We start from the raw sequence: 22098 nt of genomic DNA, 5'->3' as shown, positions 1-22098 counted from the left end.
TAGGACTTGGTTTATGCGATATCGTTTATTTCTGCTATGCTTTGTTTTTTGCCCATTCCTTCTTCATCGTAAATCTGGATTCTGGAGCTTATATTTAAGATAATTCCTAACTGTAAGTAGGTCACCAGCATTGAGGTTCCTCCATAACTTATCAAGGGTAGCGGCTGCCCTGTTACTGGGATCAGATTCACAGCAACGGCTATGTTTACCGATAGCTGTATGAAAATCATTACCCCGAGACTGAGCACCAGCAACGATCCGAAGAAGGCTGGCATTTTACTTGCTATCATTACGATCCGTATCATCATAATCAGATACAGACTGATCAGGAAGGCTGCTCCGATTACTCCATATTCTTCTACGATAACGGCGAAGATAAAGTCGGAGGCAGATTGTGGCAGCATTTGCTTTAATGCACTTTTTCCTGGTCCCATTCCGGTAATTCCACCGTGCACGATAGCGGCTTTTGCCTGCATTACCTGATAATTCTTGGCTTTTACACTTTCATCATCAGTATCTGCTGATTTGGCTTTGCTTGATGTAAATGTTTCAATACGACTCATCCATGTGTGCACACGGTTTCCGCCGATCATATTGGTATTCAGTGCAATCAACAGAAAGAATACGATGGCTACAAACGAGGCTGAAATAAAGCCTGCAATGTATTTCCAGTGAAGCTGTCCGATAATCAGAACAACCACCGAAACCATCAAAATCATTAATGCGGTAGAACCGTTGTCTTTTGCCACCAGTACAAAAACAAGAAGAATAGGCCCGAAAATATACATGATATTCTCTATCGGAAGTCTTTCTCTTGTAATCTTCTTGGTTAAGTATCTGCATAAATAGATAATCAACATCAGGAAGGCAAATGATGACGGCTGGAATGAGATAGGTGTTCCCGGAATTTTCAGCCATCGGGAAGCACTGGCTCCGTCAATGGTCTGGCCGGTAAACATAGTAACTACCAATAATACGATCATCAGGCCAAGCAGGATACTGCTGAGTTTTCCGATGTATTCATATTTTATAGTTCCTACAAGCCGCATAATGGCCAATCCCAGAACTACAAAAAACATGTGCTTGATAACGTGACCTGTTGTGGTTCCGTTATTCACAATATATTCCAGGTTTGAACTTGCAGAGTAAACTGGGAAAATAGAGAAAATGGAGATCACAAGAATGACCATCCAAAGTACTTTATCGCCCTTTAGAAATTCAAATCTGCTTTCTGTATTCTGCTCGTCCATAATTAATGTTATTGGCTTTTGGCTAATTGCCATTGGCTTTTAATACCTGTTCTTTAAACTGGCGTCCTCTGTCTTCATAGCTTTTGAATAAATCAAAGCTTGCACAGCATGGGGAAAGCAGAACGGTATCTCCTTTTTTAGCCAGTGATTTTGATATCTTCACGGCTTCTTCCATGCTTGAAGTATCATAGATGAACTCTTTTTTATCTTTAAAGAAATCTATAATCTTCTTATTATCAATTCCAAGACAAACAATTGCCTTTACTTTTCTTTTGACTAAATCTTCAATTTCGGTATAGTCATTTCCTTTATCTAATCCGCCAACGATCCATACGGTTGGGGTTTTCATACTTTCCAAAGCGTAGTAAGTGGCATTCACATTGGTTGCCTTACTGTCATTGATGTATTTTACACCCTCTGTTTCTGTAACGAACTCCAATCTGTGTTCTACAGCCTGGAATGTCATTAATGAATGCCTTATGCTTTCGTTATTTATTTTCAATATCTTACCGGCAATAGATGCAGCTAAGCTATTGGCAACATTATGATTCCCAAGTAGGGATAATTCCTCAACTTTCATTGAGAATTCATCCTTCATTTTTACCACAATCTGATCGTCATTTACAAAACCTCCTTCAGGAAGTTGTTCCTTTGTGGAGAAAGGAATCATCTTCGCTTTTATTTCTAATTTTTCAAGCAGGCTTTTGCTCATTTCATCATCTTTGTTGTAGATGAAGAAATTATCATTTTCCTGATTTTCAGTAATTCTGAATTTAGCCAAAGCATATTCCTCATAGTTGTAATTATACTGATCCAGGTGATCCTGAGACAGGTTCAACAATAAAGAAATATAAGGTCTGAAGTTCTGAATATCATCTAACTGGAAAGAGCTCACTTCCAGCACATAATATTCGTGGTTTTCATCAGCAACCTGTTTTGCAAAGCTGTAGCCTATGTTTCCTCCTAAACCTACATTTAATCCATCATTTTTCAGGATATAATAGATCAGGGAAGTGGTGGTGGTTTTTCCGTTGCTTCCTGTAATGGCAATGATCTTAGCATCTGTAAATTCAGAAGCAAATTCAATTTCTGAGGAAAGTCTTATTCCTTTTTCATGAATTTTATTGATGATATCAGCTTTTTTCGGGATTCCCGGGCTTTTTACGATCCAGTCAGCATTTAAAATCCTTTCTTCATCGTGGTTTCCTTCTTCAAATTCAATTCCATTTTCGGTAAGAAACTGCTTATAGTTATCTTTAATGGCTCCTTTATCTGAAAGAAATACTTCCAGACCTTTCTTTTTAGCCAAATAAGCAGCTCCACATCCGCTTTCTCCTCCTCCTAAAACAACTATTTTCATATTATTTTGATTTAATGATTAAAAGACTCCATCTTTTAATTTTTAAATTAAGGTTTATCTCATTTTTAAGGTGATCAGACAAACAATTGCCAGTATTACTCCAATGATAATCATTCTGTTTACGATTTTACTTTCGTGAAATCCATCTTTCTGATAATGGTGGTGTAATGGTGACATTTTGAATAGTCTATTGTTTTGGGCATATTCCAGCCCGTATTTTTTCTTTCTGTATTTGAAAACGATTACCTGAAGCATTACAGATAGGTTTTCGATCAAAAAGATTCCACATAAAACAGGAATCAATAATTCTTTTCTCAAAATAATCGCTAACACGGCAATAACTCCTCCCAGCATTAAACTTCCTGTGTCTCCCATGAAAACCTGGGCAGGATAGGTGTTGTACCAGAAAAATCCAATTACAGCTCCTACCATTGCGACTGCGAAAATGGTGGTTTCTCCCATATTCGGAAGGAACATGATATTGAGATAGTCTGCAAAGATGATGTTCCCTGAAAGATAGGCGAATAGGGCAAGGGTGAGCAGTATTATGGCACTGGTCCCTGCTGCGAGACCGTCTATTCCATCCGTTATATTGGCTCCGTTCGAAACAGCCGTTACAATAAAGATAACGATAGGGATAAAGACAATCCATGCCCATTCGTGGGCATCTTTTTCATTCATCCAAAACAGGATTCCGCTATAATCGAATTCATTGTTCTTTGCAAAAGGTACTGTAGAAACTGTGATTTTCTCTGTAGGCATGAAATTCTGCTCTACATTGTTTCTGTTCACTACTTTTGCATCAGCATATTTTCTCTTAACGGTAATGTCCGGGTGGAAATACATTGTAATTCCGACAATTAAGCCTAAACCAACTTGTCCTACAATTTTGAATTTACCGCTTAGTCCGTCTTTATTTTTCTTGATTTTCTTTAAATAATCATCCAGGAATCCGATGGCTCCCATCCAGAACATTGAAACCAACAGTAACACAATATATACGTTGGTAATTCTTGTGAACAACAATACAGGAATAATGGTTGCCAAAATAATGATAAGCCCTCCCATGGTAGGAGTTCCTTCTTTTTGCTTCTGACCGTCTAATCCAAGATCACGGACTAATTCGCCCATTTGTTTTGTTCTCAGGTAATTAATGACTCTTTTTCCATAAACAAGAGCAATAATTAAAGAGAACAATACCGCCATTCCGGCACGAAAGGAAATGTATTTCAACAATCCTAATCCCGGAATGTGAATTCCATGGTCGGTTAGATATTCGTATAGATAGTATAGCATAGTTTCAATTGTTAATAATTACTTGGACATTAATTTCCAAAGCTCATTAATTACTTCTTTGTCATCAAAATGATGTTTTACCCCATTTATCTCCTGATAATTTTCGTGGCCTTTTCCAGCTACGAGAATTATATCTTTAGGTTCTGCAAACTTTATGGCCATTTTTATGGCTTCTTTTCTGTCCGGGATTGAAGTGTATTTGCTGAAATACTGAGGTTCAACACCTGCTTCAATTTCCTTTATAATCTGTCCCGGATCTTCTGTTCTCGGGTTGTCTGAAGTGATGATTGCCAATGTTGATTTTTTAGAGGCAATATTTCCCATTTCAGGTCTTTTGGAGTGGTCTCTGTCTCCTCCGCAACCGAAAACGGTGATTAATCTTTCGTTTTTGGTTCTGATATCGTTGATGCTGTCAAGAATGTTTTCTAAGGCATCCGGTGTGTGTGCATAGTCTACAATAAAGAAAATCCCACCGTCTGACTTCATCGTTTCAAATCTTCCGGAAACTCTTTTTAATTGGCTGATAGCCTGAAGAATTTCGTCCTGTTCAAAACCAAGTTCTTCTGCAATTCCAAATACAAGCAATAGGTTGTACACATTGAATTTCCCTGTCAATGTTGTCCAGAATTCTTTTCCGTTGAAGTTCAGCAGCATTCCGTTGAAATCAACTTCCAATAGTTTTCCGTGGTAGTCTGCCATTGTTTTCAAAGCATAAGACTTCTTTTTAGCCTTTGTATTCTGAAGCATAACATTACCATTTTTGTCATCTACATTGGTGATGGCAATCGCTGTGTCTTCTAATTCATCAAAGAATCTTTTTTTCGTTTTTAAATATTCTTCGAATGTTTTGTGATAATCTAAATGATCGTGGGTAAGGTTAGTAAATCCTGCTACTTTGAAGTGTAATCCTTCAATTCTGTTTTGAGCAATTCCGTGAGAACTTACTTCCATGAATGCAAATTCACATCCTTTCTCCACTGCTTCAGCTAAGATTTTGTTGATGGTAATGACATCCGGAGTAGTATGAGTAGCCGGGATAATTTCTTCCCCAATTCTAATTTCAACAGTTGATAATAAAGCAGAATCATATCCTAAATTTCTGAAAACATCAAAAAGCAGGGTAGAAACAGAGGTTTTTCCATTAGTTCCGGTAACACCTATCAGTTTTAGTTTTCTTGACGGATTTCCGTAGAAGTTAGAAGCAAGGTGGCCTAAAGCTTTAGCAGAGTCTTTCACTTTGATATAAGTTACGTTTTCTGCCAGCGTTTCAGGGAATTCTTCGCAAACAATTGCTGTTGCTCCTTTTTCAATAGAAGATGTTATGAATGAATGTCCATCCACCACTGTTCCTCTTACCGCAATGTAAAGAGAGTTTTCTGTAACCTTTCTGCTGTCGAATACCAATTCTGATACCTCACAGTTGTTGTCACCGTGGATTTCTATTACTGGGATTCTGTTTACTAATTCTGTTATTATCATTTTATATCAATAGGACTTTATCCTATTTTTTGTTAAGCCGTCCCTTCGGGACTCCGTTTTTTTAATTTTGTAGAGATAAATATATTCTCTGGTTCTTACTAATCGTTGTGCCTTCTAATGGGAATTGTTCTTTAATTCGTCCAACTCCTTTAAAATCGACACGGTATCCTAAATTTTCCAATTGCGGGATGACATTTTTACCGATCAATCCTACGACATTCGGCATTTGCTTATCATTGACTGCTACTTTTACATTAGGTTCAACCATTTTGCTCAGGTTTACCTTTTTGTCTACGAGCATTTCTTTTTCAATGTTTTGTGGTGTTTTCAGGAAGGTTTTTCCTGCTATTTCCTTAAACACCGGTGCGGCTACAGGTCCTCCGTAGAATCCAATGGATGTATTAGGTTCGCTTACCATCACATAACATGTATATTTTGGAGCATCAGCAGGATAAAACCCTGCGAATGATGCACGGTACTTCATTGGGCCAGGAAGCCAGTATTCAAATCTTGCGGTTCCTGTTTTTCCTGCCATTTTAAGGTTGGGAGTGAAGATGCTTCGTCCTGTTCCTTTTTCTACGGCTTTAGTTAAGGCATTGGTCATCATTTTGATGGCTTTCTCAGATGCCATTTTGTTGACCATTACTTCAGGTTTTGCAGTGTACATTACCTTTCCGTCTTTCATGATTTTATCAATGAATAACGGCTTAAGCATTTTACCTCCGTTAGCCACCCCATTGTAGAATGTTGCCAGCTGCAGCAGGTTAACATTGGAAGAGTATCCGAATGAAATAGAAGCTAATGTTGCTGCATTCCATCTTTTATTTTGTGGTGTTAAAATCTTCGGTTTTGTGATCCCCGGAAGTTCGATGTCCATTTTATCGAATAATTTCCAACGTTTCAAATGGTCAAGGAAGATCTGTGGTTTTTCAGCATAGAATTTTGTGATGAGTTTTGCTGTTCCTACGTTACTGGATTTTGCTAATACATCACTGATATCATAAGTTCCTCCACCGTGGCCATCAGAAATTCTCTGCTTTGCGTATGTCCAAACGCCGTTTCCTACGTTTACGGTTGTATTTTCATCGATGAATCCATCATCCATTGCCGCTAAAAGCGAAATGGTTTTGAAAGTGGATCCCGGTTCAATATTATCTTTTAACGCATAGTTGTAAGAGTCTTCGTATTCTCCTGATTCATTTCTTCTTAAGTTAACCAAAGCACGTACCTTTCCAGTTTCTACTTCCATCACCACTACGGTTCCGTGTTTGGCTTCGTAATGGATTAGCTGTTTCTGTAAAGCGGAGTGTGCTATGTCCTGAATTCTAAGATCTAGAGTTGTATATACATCTTCTCCGTCAATGGGTTCCTGAACTTTCCAGAAATCAATAGGTTTCCATTGGGAAGAGTTTATTCTTTGTTCTAATCTTTTCCCGTCAGTACCAGTTAAATGCTTTGAGAAAGCTCCTTCCAGTCCGGATTTAAGGTCTCCGTTATCCATACCAATGGTTCCGGCACCAATTTCTGAGGTGGCAAGCTCTCTTTTGTAGTTTCTGTCTACAATAAAACCTCCTTTGTTTTTACCTCTTTTAAAGATCGGGAAGTTCCTGATTCTGTCGTATTGGTCAAAATCAAGTCCTTTTACCAAGGTATAATATTGATTTTTCTTTTTCTTCTGCTCGTCAAATTTTTGTCTGAACTCTCCTCTGGATTTTCCGAACATTTTGCTCAGAGAGTCCGTTAATGCTCCAATGTTGTTAGTGTAAATCGTATCTTTCATCGTTTTGAAGTCAAGATAGATGTCATAGCGCATTACGGTTGTGGCCAAAATAGATCCATCGGAGGCAAATAAATTACCGCGGGCAGCCTTTAAAGTGGCTTCACGATAATTTTTGTTGATGTAATCGTCTTTAATTTCCTGGACATTGGTATTCTGAAGAATTACAATTCTTGCCAAGAACATTACAAACACGCACAAAGCTACCACTGCAAAGAGGTAGCCCCATCGTAACGTTTTTTTACGTTTATTGTCGTATTCATTTTGCTTTTGCATCTGTACTGTCCAGTTTTATTAGCAATTTATGAGGGTGGTTTTCGAGGGTCATTAAAGAGTCCCGCGCAACCTCTTTCCCCAGCTCTGATTCCATTTTTACTTTGATTAGCTTACTCTGGGCGTAAGCATTTCTCGATTTGTATTCTTCTGTTTCTTCCTTTAAGGCGTTTACAATTTTAATTTTTTTATTGACGAGATGGTTACTGTAAATCATAGCCATCATCAGGATAAACAACAGGAGAAAATACTTATAATGTATTTTGATCTCATCACGATTCAGAAAGTTTCCTTTTATAATGTCTATAAAAGTGAGTCTTTTCTGGGGGCGATTTGTTGTTCTTTTTGCCACTGTTCTTTTTATAATTGATGGATGATAAATGATAATTCTGAATCGTTTATCACTTATATTTTATCATTTATACTTTTATTCCTGTTCTCATTTTTGCACTTCTTGCTCTTGAGTTTTCTTCAATCTCCTTATCGTCCGGGACGATTGCTTTGCTCTTAACCAATTCGAATGCCTTTTTATAATTTCCGTAGATATCTCTTTCCGGTTCTCCTTCAAACATTCCGTTTTTTAGGAATCTTTTTACCAAACGGTCTTCTAAAGAGTGGTAAGAAATTACTACTAGCCTTCCTTCCGGTTTTAAAACATTGTAAGCCTGAACCAGCATTTCTTTTAATACTTCAAGTTCCTGGTTTACTTCTATTCTTACTGCCTGAAAAAGCTGTGCATAGAATTTATTCACTTTATGAGGCGGAAGATAGCTGAAAAGCTTCTTCAAATCCTCTGTGGTATTTATGGTTTTTGTTTTTCTGTGATGAACAATATCTCTTGCCAGCTTTCTTGCTTCTCTTAATTCTCCATAGTAATAAAAAATATCTGCAAGTTCTTCTTCGCCATATTCATTAATTACTCTTTTGGCATCAAGACTCTGCATCACATTCATTCGCATATCTAAAGGAGCATTGCTTCTTGTAGAAAATCCACGGTCTGCTTCGTCAAACTGATGAGAAGAAACTCCCAAATCAGCCAAAACACCATCAACCTGAGGTGCTCCATACATCAATAAAGAGTTTTCCAGAAATCTGAAATTCTGATTCACTAATGTAAATCTGGGGTCATCAATTGTATTTTTAAGCGCATCCAGATCCTGATCGAAGCTGAACAGTTTTCCTTTGTCAGAAAGTCTGCTCAAAATCTCTCTTGAGTGGCCGCCACCTCCAAAGGTGCAGTCCACATAGATTCCGTCAGGATTCGTCACCAAATCATCTACACTCTGCTTCAACAAAACGGGGTTATGATACATGCTTAATTGTGTTTTTTATTAAATAAAATCTTTAATAACCGCTACAGCTATTCTTCATCGAAAGAGCCCATTACATCTTCGGCAAGGCTGGCAAAATCAATTTCATTGGTGGAAATTACCTGTTCGTAGGCATCTTTATCCCAAATTTCAAAGAGTTCTCCTGCACTGGTAATCACAATATCTTTCTGAAGATTTGCGAAAGTGGTCAGGTCTTTTGAAATCTGCAGTCTTCCTGCATTATCCAATTCTACTGTTTTTACTCCTGCCGTAAACATTCGTATGAAATCAGCATTCTTTTTTATGAATCTGTTCAGTTTATTAATTTTGCCTATCAGTTTATCCCATGCATTCATTGGATAGACCTCCAGACAAGGTTGGAACACAGATCTTTTGACTACAAACGCCTTGTCTTCGAAGTTTTCCATCTGTTTGATTAAAGATGAAGGGACTTTTAAGCGGCCTTTGTCGTCAATTTTACACTCATATGTTCCAATGAAATTTTTCATTTGGGACAAATTTATATAATAATTTCCAAAATTTCCCACTTTTTCCCACTTTTTGACTCAATGTTAATAAGTTTTATTAAAGATTGAGCTATAAGAATGTAATTAATTGATATGTAGGCGGTTGTTAAAACTGTTATTTAGGCCATAATAAAGGGATTTTGAAAAAAAAAGTTAAAAAGGAGAATATTATATTATTTTTATCTTAAATTAGGGTAATCAAAATATTTTTGAGGTTTAATTTGTATTTTTGCAAGGCTTTATTAAGGCATTATATGATATTTAGTACAAAAAAAGAAAAGAAATATTCCTATGTAGAGGCTGGGGAAGGACGTCCATTAGTGCTGTTGCACGGGTTAATGGGTGGTTTGAGTAATTTCGATAAAATGGTAGATTTTTTTTCAGACAGAGGATTCAAAGTATATGTTCCTCAGTTGCCTATCTATGATTTACCAGTACTCAATACGAATCTTACCACTATCGCGAAATATATCATCAAGTTTATAGAAAGTCATATTTCAGAACCTGTTACCATTGTTGGAAATTCAATGGGGGGACATGTAGGGCTTATTTTGACCTTGGCTAGACCTGATCTGGTAAAGAATCTGGTTCTTACGGGTAGTTCAGGCTTATATGAAAGAACTTTCGGTGACAGTTTTCCAAGAAAGAATGACAGATCTTATATCAGAAAGAAAACAGAAGAGGTTTTTTATGACCCGAAAGTTGCTACTGAAGATCTTGTAGATGAAGTTTTTGCTGTAGTGAATGACAGAATGAAAGGAATAAAAACGGTAATGCTGGCAAGAAGTGCCATCAAACACAATATGCTGAACGATCTTCCGAAGATCCTGACGCCAACATGTCTGATCTGGGGAAAACAGGATAATGTAACTCCGCCTGAAGTGGCTGAGGATATGCATAAGTTTATTCCTAATTCGGACTTGTTCTGGATAGATCATTGTGGTCATGCTGCCATGATGGAAAAACCAGAAGAGTTCAATGAAATCCTATACAACTGGGTAAAAGATAAAGTTTAAAACATATAAATGACCATTAAGAGCTTTTCTTAATGGTTTATTTTTCTAAAATATATTCAAAATGATTATTAAGACAGCAACGTTTGTAAAAAGTAGTGGAAAATGGCAGGATTGTCCTGAAGCTAATCTTCCTGAATATGCTTTTATCGGAAGATCCAATGTAGGAAAGTCTTCATTGATCAACGCCATGATGAATCATAAGGATTTGGCCAAAACATCACAGACTCCCGGAAAAACTCAGCTGATTAATCATTTTCTAGTGAATGAAAACTGGTACCTTACCGATTTACCGGGATATGGGTATGCAAAAGTTTCAAAGTCTCTGAGAAAGGATTTTGAAAAGCTGATTACCAACTATATTCTGAACAGGAGAAACTTGGTGAATCTTTTTGTGTTGGTAGATTCAAGACACAATCCGCAAAAGATTGATCTGGAATTCATCCAGTGGTGTGGGGAGAGTGGGGTTCCTTTTTCAATCGTTTTTACCAAGTCAGATAAGTTAAAGCCAGGCGAGGTTATTAAAAACTTTGAAAATTATAAATCGGAACTGCACAAAACATGGGAGGATCTTCCTGAATTATATATTACTTCCGCTGAAAAGAAAACAGGTGGTGATGAGATTTTGAAGTTCATAGACACAACGAATGATTTTTTAACTCAAAATAGTGTAAGCTTCGATGAGTAATAATATGATCTGGAAAATCAAAACTTTTGATGGATTTACAGTCCCTGAGCTATATGCTGTATTGAAGGCCCGTATTGATGTTTTTGTTATTGAGCAAAACTGTCCTTATCCCGATCTTGATAATTATGACCAGAAAGCGGTTCATATCTGGGCAGAGGAAAATGGGGAAGTACTTGCATACTGCCGTATTTTTGATAAAGGAATAAAATATGATGAAACTTCTATTGGAAGGGTTTTGACAACGGAGAAGGGCAGAGGAAAAAGCTTAGGAAAACTATTGATTAAATATGCTGTTGACACAATAGAGAATCGTTTTCATACTTCTGAGATCAGAATTTCAGCGCAGGATTATCTGCTGAAGTTCTATGGTTATTTTGGTTTTGAAGATACCGGAAAGAAATATCTGGAAGATGATATTCCGCATACGGAAATGATTAGGAAATAAAATAAAGAAGGCGTCTCGGATGAGATGCCTTTTTCTTTTGCCTTGATTCTTTTTATGATACGTCAAGTTTTGGCGCTGTCTCTTGATATCTTCGTCATGTTAACCTTAAACAAGAGATTATTATGATTTTTACAGAAGATTTTTTTAGCCCAACGAGTGTTTATCCTTCAGAGGATCTAGTTCAATTAGTTGATAGTTTTACCAAGGAAAATGTGAACTACCAAAAGTATACAGGTTCAGCAACATTAATTGACGATGGAGTTGTCTACAGAAAAAAAGGGAATGATTTTTATGTAGATACTAATTTTTTGACCAGCGGACAATTAAATATCCAAAGATTTGGTGCTAAGGGAGATGATCTTACAGATAATAATGCTGCTATCAAAAGGGCGCTGGCGTTTTGCGAAAATTACAGAAAAGAGAGAATAATATCTGGAAAGGCACCGAATGGTATGGATGTATTGTACCATCAATTTGACAAAGCGATTACTATATATTTTCCTAACGGTATTTATCGATATACTGATATTGGGAATATAAAAATAGAGAACCTGACTATTAAAGGAGAAACTTTCAGAGGTGTTGTTTTAAAATGTATGAAGGGGGGTATTGCATTAGAGATGAATGCATTTAAGGATGATTATTCTTCACCTCCATTTTGTAAAAACTTAAATCTTAACAATATTGTTGTAGAAGGGCAGTATAATACAGAAGTATTGATTTTTGCTCAGGGAATATCTCATAGTAATTGGGAGAATGTTGCCGTACGGGAAGCTGATAAAGACTTAGGAATAGGCTTTTATTTTAAAGGAGTTATGCTTTCCGGTTTCAAAAATTTACAATGTAGTTCTGATGTTGATACTGTTATGAAGACAGGTAATAAAAATATTCCTTATCAGGGATTAAAATTGGATCATGGGCATAGAATACAAAAAGAAAAACAGATAATAGAAGGAGAGGAAGTAATAGTAGAAGTATTAAATGGAATTGGAAACTGTAGTAACAATTCTTTTTATGATATCAAAATGGAAGGAATGTCTTTTGGGGTCAATATTTTTCAAGGTGATCAGAATACTTTTTATGGTGGAACTCCGGAATCCTGTACAAAGTATGGCTTAATGATAAGTAGAGGAAGCCGTTATAATACATTTATTGGAAGTGCATTTGAAAATGATTATTCAATAGCAGATATTCTTGATGACGGAATTCATACTGTCTATATTAATTGCTATGCATCCAAAAAAGCATGGTTTCAAGGTCAGGGGTCTACCGTTTTAGGAGGATTTTGGCAGGAAGTACAGATTGATAATTCTGCTGAAGCTACAAAAATAGAAAATGTAACCATCAAATATTTTCCATTACCAAGCGAGGGAATTATTGATAATGGAAAAATGACGACTATTCAAAATGTAAGAGATAAAATTCTTGGCACATATATTCCTAATAAATATAATGCCACAGTCCATTTAGGTTCAGCTCAAAGACCTCAGAATAATTCTGTAGGTTCCATGATATTTGACACAGATTTATTAAAACCGATCTGGTTTAATGGAAATAGTTGGGTAGATGCATCAGGGAATATTGTTATATATTTTTTGAATTTAGGAAAATACCCAAAATATATAACAACGGCTGCTATAAAAATAGCAGCCGTTTTATTTGTTATTTTTTAGGTGGAAGTACAGGAATGGTATCTCCACCAGTATCAAGTCCTTCACTAAGATTTGTGCTGACTTGAGACATTATCTTCTGATTATTACTTGTTGTTTTCACGGTGTTATTTGGGAAACTAATCCCTAACAGTATTAATAAGAATTGTAGCATGATATTTTAAATAATGATTAACAAAGTTAAAAAGGAGGTGGCAGTTGTCCTGTATTTCCACCTGTGTTGCCTCCATTTCCATGGCCATTCCCATCTCTATTTTCATCTTCCTGGATTAGAGAAACATTTTCAAATAGATTGTTTTGAATTGAGGTGGGAGTTTGAGTATTCATTCTGTTTGGTTCCTCATTCGGCGACATTATTCCTAAGAGAATTAATATGAATTTAAACATTGTATTGAGTTTTTTATTTGTAGTTTATTTTTTAGGAGGTGTTTGGGTTGTTTCCCCACTCGTATCAATATCTTCATTAAAATCTGTATTATATTGTACAGCTGTAGAAGTTTGATTAATATAAGATGTATTGTTACAAGAAGATTGTCTGCCAATGGTATTTGATTTTTCACCAGAAGATAGCAAACCTAAAAGAATTAAAATAAATTGAAACATAGTATAAAGTTTTATTTGTAGTTTATTTTCTTGGGGGAGTTTGTCCGTTTTCTCCGCTAGTATCCAACCCTTCTCCGAGATCAGTATTATTCTGTAAAGTTATCGAGGTTGGGCTATTGTTTATTGTATTTACATTGTGGTTTGGAAATCCGAAACCTAACAATATTAATAGAAATTGTATCATCGTTGTTAATTGAGTGTTTATAAACTACTTTTTGGGAGGAAGCACGGGACCTTTTTCTTCTCCAGTATCTAAATTTTCGCCAAGATCTGTGCTATGTTGTACTGTTGTTGATGCTTGATTAGGGTGGCTTGATTTTGTATTGTTGTTTGGAGAGATTAGTCCTAATAATATCAATAAAAATTGTATCATAGTTGTTATTTTATATATTACTTTTTAGGTGGTGTCTGAGTTGTTTCACCTCCAGTGTCTAATCCCTCTCCAATATTTGTGTTTTGTATTATAGTATCTTGAGAAATATTAGTGGTATTTATACTATTCCCGGGAAATATCAGACCTAGTAATGTTAATAAAAGCTGAATCATAGTATTAGAATTTAGTTCCCGAAAATACTAAAAAAAGCGAAGATTTTCTTCGCTTTTTAATGATGTTGATATATATAGTGTTTTTAGTTTTTACTTTTTTGTTTAGTTGCAGCCAGAGCAATAAGAACGATCTACATATTGTTTACTGCTTCCGGAGTAATAATAACAGCCTCCTCTTGAGCCAACGTACAATTGGTTACCGTTATAGGTACACCCTTTACTTCTGGAACTTGAAGAATAAGATCTTGGAGAAGAATAGCTTGATCTTGTTGACCTGTTTTTTCTGCTGGTTTTTGTTTTTCCTTTCCTTGGGTTTTTGGTAAGTAGTTCTTTTGTTGAAGTAATGCTGGCTGTAGAGGCCGAAAAGTTAGTAGGTAATAAAAGACCAAGGCCTAGGAGACCTGTAAAAAGTAGTTTTTTCATAGTATTTGTTTTTTTATATAAAAATAGTTTTCATGGTTATTGAAGAGCACTTTATTGTTGTAATGTTAATAGTTTTCTAAAGTTTTGTGAAGTTCTTCTCTAAAATTATAGATATCATCAAGGCTGTTGAGTAGGGTCTTTTCACCAGAATCCTTTCCATTATGGAATGTTTCAATATATTTATTTGCGGTATTAAAGTGAAGTCTGCAAAGCGGTTTTCTGTTATTGTCATCCAGTAAAATTCCAAAATAGGATAATGTGTCTCTATAGGCTATGCGTGTTGAGGGAACCTTTTCTCTCATAATCGCTTTTACAATTTGAAATCCTTCAAGTTCTTCTTCAGTGGTAACAATTTTAGAATCATTATTCTCATCAATAGGCTGAGATGTTTTTAGATCATCATCTTGTTTTTCAATTTGTTCATTTATACTCAGAGCAGACTTAAGTCTAAAGCTAATAGATTCATTGATAGAGGTTGTCAATGCCTTTTTTGTATACTCTTTAAAAGAAAGTAATCTACTCGCTGTAATAGGCTTATCAAAGAATCTGTTTACTAAAAGTTTTACGATTTCATCAGAAGGAGTTTCAATTTCTTTTTCGAATTCTTTTCTGATAGCCTTAATATATTTTAGGGCTTCTGCAGAATCCAAAATACTTTCAAGATTATAGTCTTTCTTGGTAAAGTTTTCAAGAATCTTAATAGAACTGTCTTTTAAGTCTTCAATATTTATAGTGAAAAATGGTTTTTCATCCATAATATTAGGTTTCTCAAGATCAGTATAGAAATTATAAATAATACCGTTGGTAAGAACTCCAAATCTTGTTTTGGAAACATGATAATATCTGTGAAGCTGAGAATTATGAGCATCTGCATTTTCTTTCCAATGCTTACATTCAATGATAAAAATAGGCTCGTCATTGTTTTTAATCACATAATCTACTTTTTCCCCTTTTTTTGTTCCAATATCACAAATGTGTTCAGGAACGACTTCTGTGGGATTAAATATATCATACCCTAAAATTTGTATAAAGGGCATTACAAAAGCATTTTTAGTTGCTTCTTCGGTAGCAATCTGATCTTTTAATGCTATTACTTTTTGTTGTAGTTGCTCAAGTTTAATCTTAAGATCCATGATGTTCTTTTTTATATTCCAAAAATATAACCCTTTAAAAGCCTATCCTTACGGGAAACCGTAACAACAAAAGAACCTTTCAAAATTTTGAAAGGTTCTATAAAAGATGAGGTATTTTTAATCTAAATAATTCCCAGATCTTTACAAAAAGCAACAAGCTGTTCGTTATTGGTGATGCCAAGTTCTTCTTTCAGGCTGTTCAGTTTCTTTTCTACACTGCTAAGACTATTGGGTTTTATATTGTTATTCTGAAGATACACAGGAATGTTTTTTTGAAGAACACCTTGTGAGAGGAGAGAAACAAGGGTGATATCGTATTCTGAAAATTCATAGCTGTTTAGCTTTTTAACTTCCTGTTTAAGATCAAGGGACAGATAATTTTTGCCTTCATATACCGAAGAAATTGCTTTTTTAAGGTCTTTAGCATCATTTCTGGCCTTTCGAACAAAACCATTGATTCCATATTCTGTAAAAAGGGAATTGATAATCCCGGATTTGTGCTCTGCAGAAAAGACAATAGTTTTCAGAGTGGGCTGTAGTTCTTTTATCGTTTTAATAAGTTCTTTGCCATCTTTAATCTTTTGTTCATGGTGATCTTCCTCAAAAGAGAGGTCAGTAATCAACAAGTCATATAAATCATTTTCCCGAATGGACTTTTGAATTTTGGCTACTGCATCATCACAATAATACACATAATCCGTATTGGAAATAGTAAGGTCTTCCAGTGTTCTCTGTACAGAAATACTGCTGCTTTCGTGGTCTTCGGCTATTAAAATTTTTTTGAACATTTCTTTATGATTTTAAGATGTGGGGAATGAAATATTGATTTTCAACCCTTTTTCTGTTTTATTGTCAAAAATAATGGTCCCCTCTATCTTTTCAATACGGGAAACCGTATTTGATAATCCCTTTCCATGGATAATATTTTCCGGGATACCAATGCCATTGTCTTTATATTGGATATGTATGAGGTTATTTTTTCTTTCAAATTTAAAAACTACAAGGCTGGCCTGACTGTGCTTTTTCATATTCACCAACAGTTCACGGATGATCTGAAAAATTTCACTTTGAACTGCTCCACTTACATCATCCCACAGATTTTGACTGTTTCCGGTAAGGAAGGGCTTTACATGATCGCTTGTAAAGGAGCTAATGAGGTTGAATATTTTTTCGGCAAATTCAACGGTGTCACCGATATCCGTCTTTTCATAGGAAATATCTCTGGACTTTTCGTAAACAAATTCCAGTTCATCCAAAGCTTTGTCCTTATCAAAGTTCTCCTGATTCTCAATTTTTGTCATTACCTGATAAATACCATTAGCCACTACATCGTGGACCTTTTTTGACATTTTGAGCTCGTTTTCTTTAATCTTTAATTCATTTTCTCGTTGTAGCCTTTTCTTCCTTCTTTTATAGTATACAAAACCACCTATAAGAAGTAGAGATAGGGCTCCTAAGCCAATATTCCGTTGAAGGAGCTGTACTTCTTTCTCTGCTTTCTGATATTTTAAGGTCTGATTTTCAGCTTTTTCTTTTTCCAGGCCATACCGGAAATAGGCAAACTGGTTTTTAGCTTTATTTCTCGAAATCTGTATGCTGTCATTAATAGACTGAAATTTTTCAAAATATTTGTTGTAGTTATTTTTATCGATGATAATAATTTTCTGTAAGGCTTGCAGCTGATCTTCAGGATTATTAATTGTGGTAGCTGTTTGCAGCATTTTTTTAGCATATATAAGAGACTTCTCTTTATCCTTTGAAAAAAAATAATCTGCCAAGGTTCCATAACTTGAATTGAGACCATCCAGGTTGTTGTCTTTTTCTCTGATTTCTAATGCTGCATAATATTCTGGTAAAGGATTATAGCTATTGTCTGCAGTGAATTTGGCTCTTGCTAAATTATTAATTGCTCTTGCTCTATTTTCATGGTTTTTGGATAAAACTGCATAGTTTAAATATTTTTGGGCAAGTTTGAAGTTCTTTTGACTTATAAGAGCATTCCCGAGATTGTTATAATAGATATATTTCTTATCATCATCATCGTTGTATTTTAAAGCGTATTGATAAAAAGTAATGGCACTATCCTGATTGTATAGAAATGCAGAAGCAATTCCCATATTATTGTAACTGGAAGACAGATCTCTTCTGGTGATACTGTCTTTCTCATCTTTAAGGAAAGTGTTGGCTTCTGATGAGGATTCTATACTGCCATAAAAATCTCCATAATATGTTTGAATAATAGCCATGTTGATTAATGATTCAGCAGCTCCAATAGAATCGTTGATCTTTAAATATTCATCTTTGGCAAGGTTGTAATAATAAAAAGCGGAGTCGGAAATTTTTTTATCTCTGAATTCTCTTGCTTTTAGATAATATGCATTCTGGGTTTGGGATATTTTTGTTGCAGGTCTTTTTTCGGAACAGAAAAAAAGAGTTGTGAGGACAACAATAAATAAAAAACTTTTTTTCATGACTTCAGTTTAGAATGCAAAATAAGAAAAAGGATAGATTTTTACAATCTATCCTTTATTTATTATGGTAAAGCATAAGGAGGAGGAGTCTGTCCTGTATTTCCTGTGGTATTGCCTCCACTTCCATGGCCATTTCCATTACCATCACCAGTTTCCGTATCCGGATCTTCTTTGGCACTGAATGTTGTGATATTGGATTTTGGATTGTTGTTATAGTGTGTATTGACGTTATTATTTGTAAATGCTAAAAATAGCATCATGATAAACTGGATCATTGTTCAAAAAATTTATGGTTAAAGCATTCGTGTTCTTCCCTGCGAAACAGATCGCAGATAGGGGTACACGATTAAAAAAATTGAAGCGCTTCTAAATTTTTTGGGAAGTGAACCTTCAAAAACGGAGGAGAAACATCTGCTTCCCAACCCGGAGTTTTACCTCCGTTTTATCTGGTGATTTTGAAATCAGTTTTGTAAATTTGTTTTTGTAATGTTTTGTTTTTACTGATTTTCTGAAGCAAAGATGCGACAAAGGGTGACGTATTACTAAGTCATGTTTTGGACATTGATGGACACGAATTGGACAATGTTGGCTTTATGGAAATCCGTAATGTGGTATGACTGATAATCGCCTATTTTGTAAAGACTCAAAAAACTATATATGTCCAAGAAAAAACTACTAATTCATGAGGTGTTTAATAAAGCTCGAGAAGACTTTCCAAAAAAGACTTCAAAAAGTGGATTAGCTTCTGAACTTTCTGATCATTTTGAGAAAACATGGAAATTTCTTATTAATGAAAGAACTTTCGTTAGATATTATAATATTTGTATAATAGATAATGAGGACCCTGACATAAGAGATGGAGAGATTCTTGATAAACTTAGTCTTTATGTTGGTTACGATGATTTTATTGACTTCTCTACAACATTTGTTAAGAAAGATGAAGAGACCAATAAAACCACGGTGAAGATAAAGGTAGATGAACATGAGGAATCATTGTCGGAAAAGTTATCTAATATTATTATCAATATTACCAACGAGCAGCATTTCAAAATGCCGGAGTTTGTTAAGCAAAATGGACTGGGGATAGCCGGAGCTTTTCTGGTGATAAGTGTTTTAGTTGGAAATCATTATTCATCAAGAAGTAAGAACAGTACACCATTAAGCTTCTTTGGTTCATCTGCTGATGAAAGAAGTTGTATGTTTTGGGATGATAATGAGTATAAGTTGGCCAATTGTGAAGATAAGAACCCTCAACGTAGTCTTATTCCGAAAGATACTATCCAATTGAGATATTTTAAACGGATTACAAGAAAGGATACTCTTACTGTAGATAATGCTTTAGGTACTACTTGGTACTCAAAGTTTAATGGAAATGTTGAGTTTTTTACCATGGATGGAGTAGACCCTGATACAGGGAGAGAATTAAGAGCTTCAACAATTTACATTATTGAGAAATATGCAGGATATTGAGCAAAAAAAAGCGGAATATAGAATATCCCGCTGTATCAATAAAGATTTATTATTTAAAAATGTAAGTACTAATAAGACCAAAATAAATTGAATCATATTTTTTATGCTGAGGTGTTATTTTCTTGGTGGTGGTGTTTGCCCAGTCTCTCCTGTTACAGGTCCACCATCATAGCTAGGCGGTACTACAGAGTAAGTTATTAATTGATTGTTATCACTTGTTATTGTATTGGCATTATTGCTTGGAAATGCCAAGCCCAAAAGCATTAAAGTAAACTTAATCATATTTTTATGGTTAAAGTTGTTTATAAAAGATTATTTTCTTGGTGGCGGTGTTTGTCCTGTTTCTCCACCTACTGGTCCTCCGTCCTCATAAGTAGGCGGTACTACAGAATAAGTTATTAATTGATTGCTATTACTTGTTATTGCATTGGCATTATTGTTTGGAAATGCCAAGCCCAAAAGCATTAAAATAAATTGAATCATACTGTTATGGTTATACTGTTTTATGTTTACTCTGCATTCAGCATTCCCAGTTCTCCAAAATACTTTTTAAACTTCTGGATCTTAGGACCTACTACGGCACTACAGTAAGGTTGTGTAGGATTTTCATTGTAATATCCCTGATGATACTGTTCTGCCGGCCAGAATTTTTCAAGTGGAGCCAGTTCAGTTACATAAGTGCCGGCCCATCTTCCTGATGCCTGAGATACCTGGATTGCTTGCTCTGCCTTTTGTTTTTCAGCAGTATCTTTATAGTAAATTACGGAACGATATTGTGTCCCGATATCATTCCCCTGTCTGTTGAGTTGAGTAGGATCATGTAGGAAGAAGAAAACATCCATTAATTGTTCATAGGAAATTATGGAAGGGTTATAAGTGATCTGTACTACTTCTGCATGGCCTGTTTCACCTGTACACACCTCCTGATAAGTAGGATTGTCTTTGTGACCGCCAGAATATCCTGAGATGGCAGCATCAACGCCTTTTAACAGATTGAAACAGCTTTCTACACACCAGAAGCACCCACCACCGAAAACGATGGTTTCTAAATTATTGTTATCCATTTTTGGTAATTATATTGTTTTATTGCATTTTTTTGAGTCTCGGGACTGCAGAAAATGCTAATCAAAAATAAGAAAAACTTTATGGATTTTGATACGGATCTCATGAATTGTTTTGATAGATAATCCGAATGAAACAAAGAGAATTGCCAGTCTGTATAGGAGATTTTTTTTGCCACGAACGCACTAATAAATCCATTCGTGCATTAATTGCAAAAAAAAGCGGTCTCATATTGAGATCGCTTTATATATTATTAAGGGTATCAGTTATTTTTCCCAAACCAAAGCACTTGCTCCCAAAATAGCAGCATCGGCTTCGTTCAGCTCACTGAATACCAGTTTTACCTTATTTCTGAAGATAGGTAATAGATTCCTTTCCATGTGAAGTTTGGCAGGCTTTAAGATAAAGTCTCCCGCTTTGATCACTCCACCAAATAAAAGAATAGCTTGTGGTGAAGAAAACATCACGAAATTAGCTAATGCTTCCCCTAGTTTTTGTCCTGTATATCTGAAAACTTCAAGAGCAATCGGGTCTTCTTTCATTGCACATTCGTATACGGTTTTAGAATTGATCTCATCTTCAGGATATTGGTTCAGCATAGATTCCGGGAACTCTGCTCTCATTTTCTTAGCTGTGATCGTAATTCCTGTTGCAGAAGCATAGGCTTCTAAACTTCCTTCAGATCCTGTGCTCCAGTGTTTTCTTCCCCCTGGTTTTACAATAGTATGTCCCAGTTCTCCTGCAAAACCATCGTGTCCGTAGATGAGGTTTCCATTGGCGATAATTCCGCTTCCTACTCCTGTTCCCAGGGTAATCATGATAAAATCCTTCATTCCGCGTGCAGCACCGAAAAGCATTTCTCCCAAAGCGGCAGCATTAGCATCATTGGTTACCGTACAAGGTAAATTGAATTTTGCGGTCATCAGCTCAGCAAAAGGAATGACTCCTTTCCAGGGTAGGTTAGGGGCTAATTCTATTGTTCCTTTGTAGTAGTTGGCATTGGGAGCTCCTACACCAATTCCGTCGAAGTGCTTTTCTGAGCCATGCTTTTCCATTAAAGGATAGGCATCCTCATATAAAGCGTCGATGAAATCTTCTACTTTATCATAGGCATCGGTTCTAAGGTTTCCTTTATCCAGAACTTCACCGCGGTGGTTTACAATTCCGAACTTAGTATTGGTTCCGCCGATGTCAACTCCAAGGGCAACCTGTTTTGATAAATCTATTAATGACATTTCTATTATTAAATTCTAGAGGCTAAAATTATAAAAAAGATTGTATTATTAGATTATTAACCAGGTA

At 35.6% G+C, this 22098-nt stretch carries 24 protein-coding genes; 5 read left to right on the top strand and 19 right to left on the bottom strand.

What is annotated here, in order from left to right; all coding sequences use genetic code 11:
- Positions 1–11 precede the first annotated feature (11 nt).
- The 8 genes from DRF65_RS17590 to mraZ all read right to left on the bottom strand — a co-directional run bounded on the left by DRF65_RS17590 (position 12) and on the right by mraZ (position 9254).
- Positions 12–1250: an FtsW/RodA/SpoVE family cell cycle protein gene (locus DRF65_RS17590; RefSeq protein WP_115972110.1), complete on the bottom strand. Its 1239-nt coding sequence runs from the start codon at positions 1248–1250 to the stop codon at positions 12–14.
- Between the two features lie 22 nt (positions 1251–1272).
- Entirely contained in the window at positions 1273–2610 is a 1338-nt protein-coding gene (murD, locus tag DRF65_RS17585; protein WP_115972058.1) for a UDP-N-acetylmuramoyl-L-alanine--D-glutamate ligase, read from the bottom strand.
- Positions 2611–2664: 54 nt separating this feature from the next.
- The gene (gene mraY, locus DRF65_RS17580; RefSeq protein WP_115972057.1) at positions 2665–3906 is read right to left on the bottom strand and encodes a phospho-N-acetylmuramoyl-pentapeptide-transferase; all 1242 of its coding nucleotides are present in this window, start codon (positions 3904–3906) and stop codon (positions 2665–2667) included.
- Between the two features lie 18 nt (positions 3907–3924).
- Entirely contained in the window at positions 3925–5385 is a 1461-nt protein-coding gene (locus DRF65_RS17575; protein WP_115972056.1) for a UDP-N-acetylmuramoyl-L-alanyl-D-glutamate--2,6-diaminopimelate ligase, read from the bottom strand.
- Positions 5386–5446: 61 nt separating this feature from the next.
- On the bottom strand, positions 5447–7438 hold the full coding sequence (locus tag DRF65_RS17570) for a penicillin-binding transpeptidase domain-containing protein (protein ID WP_115972055.1): 1992 nt from the start codon (positions 7436–7438) through the stop codon (positions 5447–5449).
- The gene (locus DRF65_RS17565) at positions 7422–7787 is read right to left on the bottom strand and encodes an FtsL-like putative cell division protein (protein ID WP_027372881.1); all 366 of its coding nucleotides are present in this window, start codon (positions 7785–7787) and stop codon (positions 7422–7424) included. Before DRF65_RS17565 ends, DRF65_RS17570 begins: the two co-directional genes overlap by 17 nt.
- 67 nt (positions 7788–7854) lie before the next feature.
- Positions 7855–8748 (bottom strand): 16S rRNA (cytosine(1402)-N(4))-methyltransferase RsmH, encoded by an 894-nt coding sequence (rsmH, locus tag DRF65_RS17560; RefSeq protein WP_115972054.1) that lies wholly within the window; start codon positions 8746–8748, stop codon positions 7855–7857.
- A 47-nt stretch (positions 8749–8795) separates the two neighbouring features.
- Positions 8796–9254 carry a division/cell wall cluster transcriptional repressor MraZ gene (gene mraZ / locus DRF65_RS17555; protein WP_115972053.1) on the bottom strand — a complete coding sequence of 153 codons (459 nt, stop codon included), beginning with the start codon at positions 9252–9254 and terminating at the stop codon, positions 8796–8798.
- Between the two features lie 272 nt (positions 9255–9526).
- Between mraZ and DRF65_RS17550 the strand changes: the two genes are divergently transcribed.
- From DRF65_RS17550 to DRF65_RS17535, 4 genes are all read left to right on the top strand, one after another.
- Positions 9527–10288 carry an alpha/beta fold hydrolase gene (locus DRF65_RS17550; RefSeq protein ID WP_115972052.1) on the top strand — a complete coding sequence of 254 codons (762 nt, stop codon included), beginning with the start codon at positions 9527–9529 and terminating at the stop codon, positions 10286–10288.
- 61 nt (positions 10289–10349) lie between these two features.
- Complete coding sequence (yihA, locus tag DRF65_RS17545) at positions 10350–10973, top strand: ribosome biogenesis GTP-binding protein YihA/YsxC (RefSeq protein WP_115972051.1); 624 nt, start codon at positions 10350–10352, stop codon at positions 10971–10973.
- Entirely contained in the window at positions 10966–11418 is a 453-nt protein-coding gene (locus DRF65_RS17540; RefSeq protein ID WP_115972050.1) for a GNAT family N-acetyltransferase, read from the top strand. The genes yihA and DRF65_RS17540 overlap by 8 nt, the downstream gene beginning before the upstream one ends.
- Positions 11419–11540: 122 nt before the next feature.
- Positions 11541–13091, top strand: coding sequence for a glycosyl hydrolase family 28-related protein (locus DRF65_RS17535; RefSeq protein ID WP_115972049.1), 1551 nt, complete (start codon positions 11541–11543; stop codon positions 13089–13091).
- A gap of 177 nt (positions 13092–13268) precedes the next feature.
- Here DRF65_RS17535 and DRF65_RS28290 read toward each other — a convergent pair whose 3' ends face one another.
- From DRF65_RS28290 to DRF65_RS17505, 7 genes are all read right to left on the bottom strand, one after another.
- The gene (locus DRF65_RS28290; RefSeq protein WP_123947377.1) at positions 13269–13475 is read right to left on the bottom strand and encodes a hypothetical protein; all 207 of its coding nucleotides are present in this window, start codon (positions 13473–13475) and stop codon (positions 13269–13271) included.
- A gap of 24 nt (positions 13476–13499) precedes the next feature.
- Positions 13500–13691 (bottom strand): hypothetical protein, encoded by a 192-nt coding sequence (locus tag DRF65_RS17530; protein WP_115972048.1) that lies wholly within the window; start codon positions 13689–13691, stop codon positions 13500–13502.
- Between the two features lie 648 nt (positions 13692–14339).
- A complete protein-coding gene (locus tag DRF65_RS17525) occupies positions 14340–14660 on the bottom strand; it encodes a hypothetical protein (RefSeq protein ID WP_123947376.1) in 321 nt (106 codons plus the stop codon).
- Between the two features lie 65 nt (positions 14661–14725).
- Positions 14726–15793 carry a type I restriction endonuclease gene (locus tag DRF65_RS17520; RefSeq protein WP_115972046.1) on the bottom strand — a complete coding sequence of 356 codons (1068 nt, stop codon included), beginning with the start codon at positions 15791–15793 and terminating at the stop codon, positions 14726–14728.
- 122 nt (positions 15794–15915) lie between these two features.
- Entirely contained in the window at positions 15916–16581 is a 666-nt protein-coding gene (locus DRF65_RS17515) for a response regulator (RefSeq protein ID WP_115972045.1), read from the bottom strand.
- 12 nt (positions 16582–16593) lie between these two features.
- The gene (locus tag DRF65_RS17510) at positions 16594–18264 is read right to left on the bottom strand and encodes a tetratricopeptide repeat-containing sensor histidine kinase (protein WP_115972044.1); all 1671 of its coding nucleotides are present in this window, start codon (positions 18262–18264) and stop codon (positions 16594–16596) included.
- A 62-nt stretch (positions 18265–18326) separates the two neighbouring features.
- Positions 18327–18539 carry a hypothetical protein gene (locus DRF65_RS17505; RefSeq protein WP_115972043.1) on the bottom strand — a complete coding sequence of 71 codons (213 nt, stop codon included), beginning with the start codon at positions 18537–18539 and terminating at the stop codon, positions 18327–18329.
- A 382-nt stretch (positions 18540–18921) separates the two neighbouring features.
- Here DRF65_RS17505 and DRF65_RS17500 point away from each other — a divergent pair, with 382 nt between their 5' ends.
- The gene (locus DRF65_RS17500; protein ID WP_115972042.1) at positions 18922–19734 is read left to right on the top strand and encodes a hypothetical protein; all 813 of its coding nucleotides are present in this window, start codon (positions 18922–18924) and stop codon (positions 19732–19734) included.
- Positions 19735–19848: 114 nt separating this feature from the next.
- On the opposite strand, the gene DRF65_RS28545 is transcribed toward DRF65_RS17500, so the two are convergent.
- The 4 genes from DRF65_RS28545 to DRF65_RS17490 form a co-directional block, all read right to left on the bottom strand.
- A complete protein-coding gene (locus DRF65_RS28545; RefSeq protein WP_165852259.1) occupies positions 19849–20016 on the bottom strand; it encodes a hypothetical protein in 168 nt (55 codons plus the stop codon).
- 30 nt (positions 20017–20046) lie between these two features.
- Positions 20047–20199 (bottom strand): hypothetical protein, encoded by a 153-nt coding sequence (locus DRF65_RS28540; RefSeq protein WP_165852258.1) that lies wholly within the window; start codon positions 20197–20199, stop codon positions 20047–20049.
- 44 nt (positions 20200–20243) lie between these two features.
- A complete protein-coding gene (gene msrA, locus DRF65_RS17495; RefSeq protein WP_115972041.1) occupies positions 20244–20798 on the bottom strand; it encodes a peptide-methionine (S)-S-oxide reductase MsrA in 555 nt (184 codons plus the stop codon).
- Between the two features lie 264 nt (positions 20799–21062).
- Positions 21063–22031, bottom strand: a complete 969-nt coding sequence (locus tag DRF65_RS17490) for an ROK family protein (protein WP_115972040.1) — start codon at positions 22029–22031, stop codon at positions 21063–21065.
- Between the last annotated feature and the right edge of the window lie 67 nt (positions 22032–22098).

Source organism: Chryseobacterium pennae (assembly GCF_003385515.1).
GTDB lineage: Bacteria > Bacteroidota > Bacteroidia > Flavobacteriales > Weeksellaceae > Chryseobacterium > Chryseobacterium pennae.
Note: the sequence above shows the minus strand (reverse complement) of the source record. Positions and strands in the feature narration are given on the sequence as shown.